The organism is Amorphus sp. MBR-141, from assembly GCF_053628695.1.
Genome location: NZ_JBRJGW010000002.1, coordinates 497,028 through 503,380, shown reverse-complemented (window position 1 = coordinate 503,380; position 6,353 = coordinate 497,028). Strand labels below are relative to the sequence as shown.

The following is a 6,353-nucleotide window of genomic DNA, read 5'->3' as shown; positions in this document are numbered from 1 at the left end:
ACCTCGGGCAGCTCGTCCAGACCATCGAACCCGACGAATGCCAGAACTATCTCACCAACGCTGGATACGCTTCCGTCAAAACATGAAACGCTCTAGAACTGCGGCCGGGCCGAGGCCGGCAACGAGAACGCCATCCCGGAGATGGTCCACTCCCATTCCTTCATGGGCACCTTGCATTCGGAGATCATGACGTTGTCGCACTCTCCGGCCGGCGGTTCGGCGCTGACCTCCAGGCTGAACCAGTCTGTGTCGCCCCGGCGGTAGGTTACGCTCGTGGAGCCGGGGCCGTCCGCATCGTAGGCGGAGTCGCGTCTCCATCCCTCCAACCCGTCGCCGATGTCGGCAATAGTCTCCAGGTTCTCCGCGACCCCCGTGGCGGTTCCGGAGAACAGGCAGGCCGTTCCGTCAATGTTGGAATACATGTACGGCCCGGCATCGCCGACGACGGTATCGACGTGGACGCCCGTTTTGTCGCTCGCCGTCTTGGCGAGGTCGGTGCACGTGTCCTCCGGGAGCGGTTTCGCGGTGATCGAGGACTGGGCGTGGGCAATTCCTCCGGCACCCAGGAGCGCCGTCATGGCGAGGATCGGCAGCGCCCGAAAAGCGCTCGGTCGGGCATCGGTTCGACTGGCGGTGTCCATGATATCTCCTCGTGTTTCGGAAGTCGGTCGGCCAGCCGGACGTCTATCGCTGGCACTCCGGGCAGTAGAAGGTCGAGCGGCCGCTCTGGACGATGCGCGCGATGGTGCCCCGGCAGTCCGCGCGCGGACAGGGCGCGTGCTCGCGATCGTAGACGGCGAAGGTGTGCTGGAAATAGCCCAGCGAGCCGTCGGCCTGCACATAGTCGCGCAGCGACGAGCCGCCCGCGGCGATGGCGTCGGCAATCACCGCCGTGATGGCATGGGCGAGGCGTTCGGTGCGCTCGGTCGGCCGGCCGTCGCGGCGGACGATGGAGCCGGCGGCCCGGCGCGGCGACAGGCGGGCGCGCCACAGCGCCTCGCAGACATAGATGTTGCCGAGGCCGGCGATGACGCCCTGGTCGAGGAGGGCCGCCTTCAGCGGCGCGGCCCGTCCGGCGAATCGCTCCGCCAGGAAGGGGCCGTTGAGCGCGTTGCCGACCGGCTCGATGCCGAGGCCGCAGATGAGCGGGTGGGCGTCGAAGGCGTCGCCGGCGATCAGCGACATGTAGCCGAAGCGACGGGGGTCGTTGTAGACGACGCGGGTGCCGCTATCGAGATGGAAGACGACGTGGTCGTGGACGGGATTCTTGCTGCGGGGATGGTGGAACGCGCCGGGGGTGTCGGCAGCCGCGCCGTGCTCCATGCGGAACGAGCCGGACATGCCGAGGTGCATCAGCAGGACCGTGCCGTCGTCGAGGTGGGTGAGCAGATACTTGGCGCGCCTGCCAAGATGTGTCACGCGCCGGCTGGCCAGCCGATCCGCGAAATTCTCGGGGAACGGAAAGCGCAGGTTGGGACGGCGCTGCTCGACCGACAGGATGGTGCGATCGACGAGGTGGGGCTCAAGGCCGCGCTTGACGGTCTCGACTTCTGGAAGCTCGGGCATCACAAAGACTGTCGCTGGCGGAGGGTGCCGGATCGGCCGTGCTGTCGCGCGGTCGAGCCGTCCATGGACGTCACCATAGCCGCCACGCATGCAGACGGCTATCGTCCCGCAGGAAAGGTCTGACATCGATGAGCGATACCGACATGCGCGCACGGAAGGACGGAGACCTCCCGTTCGGCTTCCGCCAGGTGCAGGCCCGCGAGAAGCAGGGGCTGGTGGACGACGTGTTCCACAGGGTCGCCCAGCGCTACGACATCATGAACGACCTCATGTCCGGTGGCCTGCACCGGCTGTGGAAGGACGCGATGGTCAGCTGGCTCGCCCCGCCGAAGGGCGCCCGGGCCGCCTACAAGGTGCTCGACGTGGCCGGCGGGACCGGCGACGTGGCGTTCCGCATCCTCGACCGGGGCGGTCCTGCCGTGAGCGTGACGGTGGCCGACATCAACGCCGCCATGCTGGGCGTCGGCGCAGAGCGCGCCCGCAAGCGCGGCGCCGACACGCGCACCCGCTTCGTGCAGGCCAATGCCGAGGCGATCCCGTTCGCCGACCGCACCCACGACGCCTACACCATCGCTTTCGGGATCCGGAACGTGCCGGACCGCGCCGCGGCGCTGGCCGAGGCCTACCGCGTGCTGAAGCGCGGCGGCCGCTTCATGTGCCTGGAGTTCGCGCCGGTGGACCTGCCGATTCTCAAGCGCGTCTACGACACCTATTCGTTCCAGGTGATTCCCCGGATGGGACGCGCCGTGACCGGCGACGACCAGCCGTACCAGTATCTGGTGGAATCGATCCGCACCTTCCCGATCGCCGAGCGGTTCGCCGTGGAGATCGAGGACGCCGGCTTCGAGCGCGTGTCGTTCCGGCCGTTCTCGGGCGGCATCGCCACCATCCACTCCGCCTTCAAGGTCTGAGGGGATGCCGCTTCAGGTCGCGCCCTTCCTGCGCCTCGTTCATGCCGGCTTCGTCCTCGCGCGCGAAGGCGTGTTCGGCCTGGTCGCGCTGCCGGACCTGCCGCCGTCGGCGCGTTTCGCGATCAGCGTGGCGCGGCTTGCCGAGCGCCGCGGCGTCAAGCGCACCGATGCGGCAGCGCGGCTGACCCAGGCGCTCAACCGGCTCGGCCCGTCCTACGTCAAGCTCGGCCAGTTCCTCGCCACCCGGGCCGATGTGGTGGGTGCCGACGCGGCCGCGGAACTCGCCAAGCTGCAGGACGAGGTTCCGGCGATCTCCGACGAGGCCGCGCGCGCGGCCGTCGCGGAAGGGCTGGGCCGGTCGCTCGACGAGGCCTTCATCGAGTTCGGCCCGTCGGTCGCCGCCGCCTCGATCGCGCAGGTCCATCGCGCCACGGTGCGCGATGTCGATGGCGGCGTGCGCGACGTGGCGGTCAAGGTGCTGCGCCCCGGCGTTGCCGGCCGGTTCGCCCGGGATCTCGAGAGCTTCTACCTCGCCGCCCGGGTGGTGGAGCGCTTCGCCCCCCAGGCCCGCCGGTTGCGGCCGATCGCCATCGTCGACACGCTTGCCCGCTCGGTGCACCTGGAGATGGACCTGCGCCTGGAGGCGGCGGCGCTGTCGGAAATGGCGGAGAACTGCGCCGAGGACCCGGGCTTCCGGGTGCCCTCGGTCGACTGGTCGCGCACCACCAAGAGCATCCTCACCATGGAGTGGATCGACGGCATCAAGCTGTCGAAGATGGAGCTCGTGCGCGAGGCGGGGCTCGACATGGTGCTGCTTGCCGAGACCGTGCTGCAGTCGTTCCTGCGGCACGCGGTGCGCGACGGCTTCTTCCACGCCGACATGCACCCGGGCAATCTGTTCGTCGAAGAGGACGGGACGCTGGTGGCCGTCGACTTCGGCATCACCGGCCGCCTGAACAAGGACGAGCGCTCGTTCCTGGCACGGATTCTCTACGGGTTCATCCGGCGCGACTACAAGATGGTCGCCGACGTGCACTTCGAGGCGGGCTATGTGCCGGCCGACCAGGACCCGGACGTGTTCGCCCAGGCGCTCCGGGCGATCGGCGAACCGATCCGCGACCAGACCGCCCAGGACATCTCCATGGCGCGGCTCTTGACCCAGCTGTTCGAGGTCACCGAGCTGTTCGCGATGACCACCCAGCCGCGGCTGATCATGCTGCAGAAGACGATGGTGGTGGTGGAGGGGGTCGCCCGCACCCTCGATCCGCGGCTCGACATCTGGCACGTGGCCGAACCGGTCATGCGCCGCTGGATGGAGGAGCACATCGGCCCGGCGCACTTCATCCAGGAGGCCGGCCAGGGGCTCAGCGCGCTGTCGCGCTTCATGACCGAGTTTCCGGATTTCGTCGAGAAGATGAGCCGCACCAGCCACGGCCTGACCGGCATGGCGGAAACCGGGCTGATCCTCGCCGCCGAGACCGTCGATGCCATCGCCGAGGCGCAGGCGCGCCGCACCCGCTCGCGCCAGGCCGCCCTCTGGCTGGGCGCCATCTCGCTGGCCGTCATCGCGGTGTCGGTGGCGTTCTAGCTCTTTGGTCCGGAGCGGGATGCGGGCGGAAAACCGGGTCTCGGCTTTCCTCAGCCCGCTCTAATCCTCCGCCGAGAGCCCTTCCACCGTCGCCAGCAGACGGTCGATGTCCTGGGGACGGGACAGGCGGTGGTCGCCGTCCTTGACCAGGGTCAGCACCACGTCGTCGCGGGCGAGCCGGGAGACGAGGTCGGTGACGTGGGTCCACGGCACGTCGGTGTCCTGGACGCCCTGCAGGATGTGCACGGGGCAGGCCGTCTCGATGGGCCCGGTGTCGTAGAGCAGGTTGCTCCGCCCATCCTCGATCAGCGAGCGGGTGATGGGAAACGGGTCCTCGCCGTAGGGCGATGGGCGCATCCAGACGCCGTCGCGCTCGATCGTGTCCTTCACGTCCTGGGCGAAGGCGGCCCACATCAGCCGCTCGGTGAAGTCGGCCGCCGGGGCGATCAGCACCATCCCGGCGAGCCGCTCCGCCTTGCCGGCTGCCTGAAGCCGGCGCGCCAGCAGCAGCGCGATCCAGCCGCCCATCGACGAGCCGACGAGGATCGTCGGTCCGGGACAGAAGGCGTCGAACACGGCTTCGGTCTCGTCGAGCCAGCGCGAGATGGTGCCGTCGATGAACCGGCCTTCCGATTCGCCGTGGCCGGAATAGTCGAAGCGCGTCACCCGCCGGCCGCTGCCGGCGCCCCAGTCGTCCAGCGCCACCGCCTTGGTGCCCTGCATGTCCGACATGAAGCCGCCGAGCCACAGCAGTCCGGGGCTGTCGCCGGGCCGGTCGCGCACCGCGATGCGGCGGGCGTCGGCATCGGTCCCGACGGTAAGAAAGTGCGGTGCGGTGTCGCTCATTTGCCTGTCTTCGCTCCGGTGCTATCGTCGCTGTCTCCTGGCATAGCGATCTCCGGCCCGCGATGCCAACTTCCCCGGGCCCGCCGTCGAGCCGGACGCCATCCCTCATCTCCGAGCCAACATCCGTGCCCAGACCGACCGTCCTGCAGATCGTTCCCGAACTCCACACGGGCGGTGCCGAGCGCACGGCCGTGGACGTGGCGGCCCGCCTCGTCGACGAGGGCTGGCGGGCGATCGTCCTGTCGGAGGGCGGCCAGCTTGTCGACGAGCTGAAGGCGACCGGCGCGGAGCATGTCGATTTTCCCGCCCGGAGCAAGAACCCGATCCGGCTCCGCCGCAACGCCTCGGCGATTGCGGCGATGGTGCGCGAGCAGGGGGTCGATATCATTCATGCCCGCTCGCGCGCGCCGGCCTGGTCGGCGCTGTGGGCGGCGCGGCGGACGGGGCGACCGTTCGTCACCACCTATCACGGCGCCTACAACCAGAAATCCTGGCTGAAGGGCGCCTACAATTCCGTCATGGCGCGCGGCGACGTCGTCATCGCCAACTCCGGCTTCACCGCCGACCTGATCCGGGCCCGGCACCCCTTCGCGGAAGGCCGCATCGTCACCATTCACCGCGGTACCGACCTTGCGGCCTTCGAGGACCCGCACATCCCGGACCGGGCAGTGGCGCTGCGCCGCCAGTGGGGGGTGGGCGAGGGGGCGCCGGTGATCCTGCAGCTTGCCCGCCTGACCGGCTGGAAGGGGCAGGGAGTGGTGATCGAGGCGCTGGCGCAGCTGACCGGCCGGCCGGACTGCGTGGCCGTGCTGGCCGGCGACGCCCAGGGTCGCGAGGCCTATGTGGCATCGCTCCGCGCGCGCATCCGCGAGCTGGGGCTGGAGGGGCGGGTGATCCTGCCCGGTCACTGCGGCGACGTGCCGGCGGCCATGGCGGCGGCGGACGTCGTGGTGGTGGCCTCGATCGAACCGGAGGCCTTCGGGCGCGCAGCCGTGGAAGCCCAGGCCGCCGGACGGCCGGTGATCGTGTCCGACCTCGGGGCGGTCGGCGAAACCGTGGCGACGCCGCCGGAGGTGGCCGAGGCGGACCGGACCGGCTGGAAGGTGCCGCCGGGCGATGCCGCCGCGCTGGCCCGCGCCCTTGCCGATGCCCTCGTTCTGGACGGCGATGCGCGGGCCGCGCTTGCCGATCGCGCGCGGGCGCATGTCCGGTCGGCGTTCTCGCTGGAGGCGATGACGGATCGGACGATGGCCGTCTATCGCGGCCTGCTGGAGCGCCGTGCCTGAGCATGTGCCGTTCGGGCCGGATCGAAACCGGACGAGACGGAACTGTTCGAGGCAAGCCGTCTGCGGCCATGTCTCAGCGATCGGATGTGTCCGCCGATCGACGTGTTCCGGACGGCTCCTGCGGGGTTTCGCGCGGATGGCCGCGCAATCCGGCGT

6 protein-coding genes are annotated in these 6,353 nt (G+C 69.8%); 3 read left to right on the top strand and 3 right to left on the bottom strand.

What is annotated here, in order from left to right:
- Window positions 1-92: 92 nt before the first annotated feature.
- Window positions 93-641, bottom strand: coding sequence for a hypothetical protein (locus ACSSVZ_RS04950; RefSeq protein WP_453968646.1), 549 nt, complete (start codon window positions 639-641; stop codon window positions 93-95).
- Window positions 642-684: 43 nt separating this feature from the next.
- A complete protein-coding gene (gene mutM, locus ACSSVZ_RS04945; RefSeq protein WP_453968645.1) occupies window positions 685-1,566 on the bottom strand; it encodes a bifunctional DNA-formamidopyrimidine glycosylase/DNA-(apurinic or apyrimidinic site) lyase in 882 nt (293 codons plus the stop codon).
- A gap of 128 nt (window positions 1,567-1,694) precedes the next feature.
- Between mutM and ubiE the strand changes: the two genes are divergently transcribed.
- Together ubiE and ubiB are read left to right on the top strand one after the other, a co-directional pair.
- On the top strand, window positions 1,695-2,477 hold the full coding sequence (ubiE, locus tag ACSSVZ_RS04940; protein ID WP_453968644.1) for a bifunctional demethylmenaquinone methyltransferase/2-methoxy-6-polyprenyl-1,4-benzoquinol methylase UbiE: 783 nt from the start codon (window positions 1,695-1,697) through the stop codon (window positions 2,475-2,477).
- 4 nt (window positions 2,478-2,481) lie between these two features.
- Window positions 2,482-4,065, top strand: coding sequence for a 2-polyprenylphenol 6-hydroxylase (gene ubiB, locus ACSSVZ_RS04935; RefSeq protein ID WP_453968642.1), 1,584 nt, complete (start codon window positions 2,482-2,484; stop codon window positions 4,063-4,065).
- Between the two features lie 60 nt (window positions 4,066-4,125).
- Here ubiB and ACSSVZ_RS04930 read toward each other — a convergent pair whose 3' ends face one another.
- Window positions 4,126-4,911, bottom strand: a complete 786-nt coding sequence (locus ACSSVZ_RS04930; protein WP_453968641.1) for an alpha/beta hydrolase — start codon at window positions 4,909-4,911, stop codon at window positions 4,126-4,128.
- 62 nt (window positions 4,912-4,973) lie between these two features.
- Here ACSSVZ_RS04930 and ACSSVZ_RS04925 point away from each other — a divergent pair, with 62 nt between their 5' ends.
- A complete protein-coding gene (locus ACSSVZ_RS04925) occupies window positions 4,974-6,197 on the top strand; it encodes a glycosyltransferase (RefSeq protein ID WP_453968640.1) in 1,224 nt (407 codons plus the stop codon).
- The last annotated feature ends 156 nt before the right edge of the window (window positions 6,198-6,353 follow it).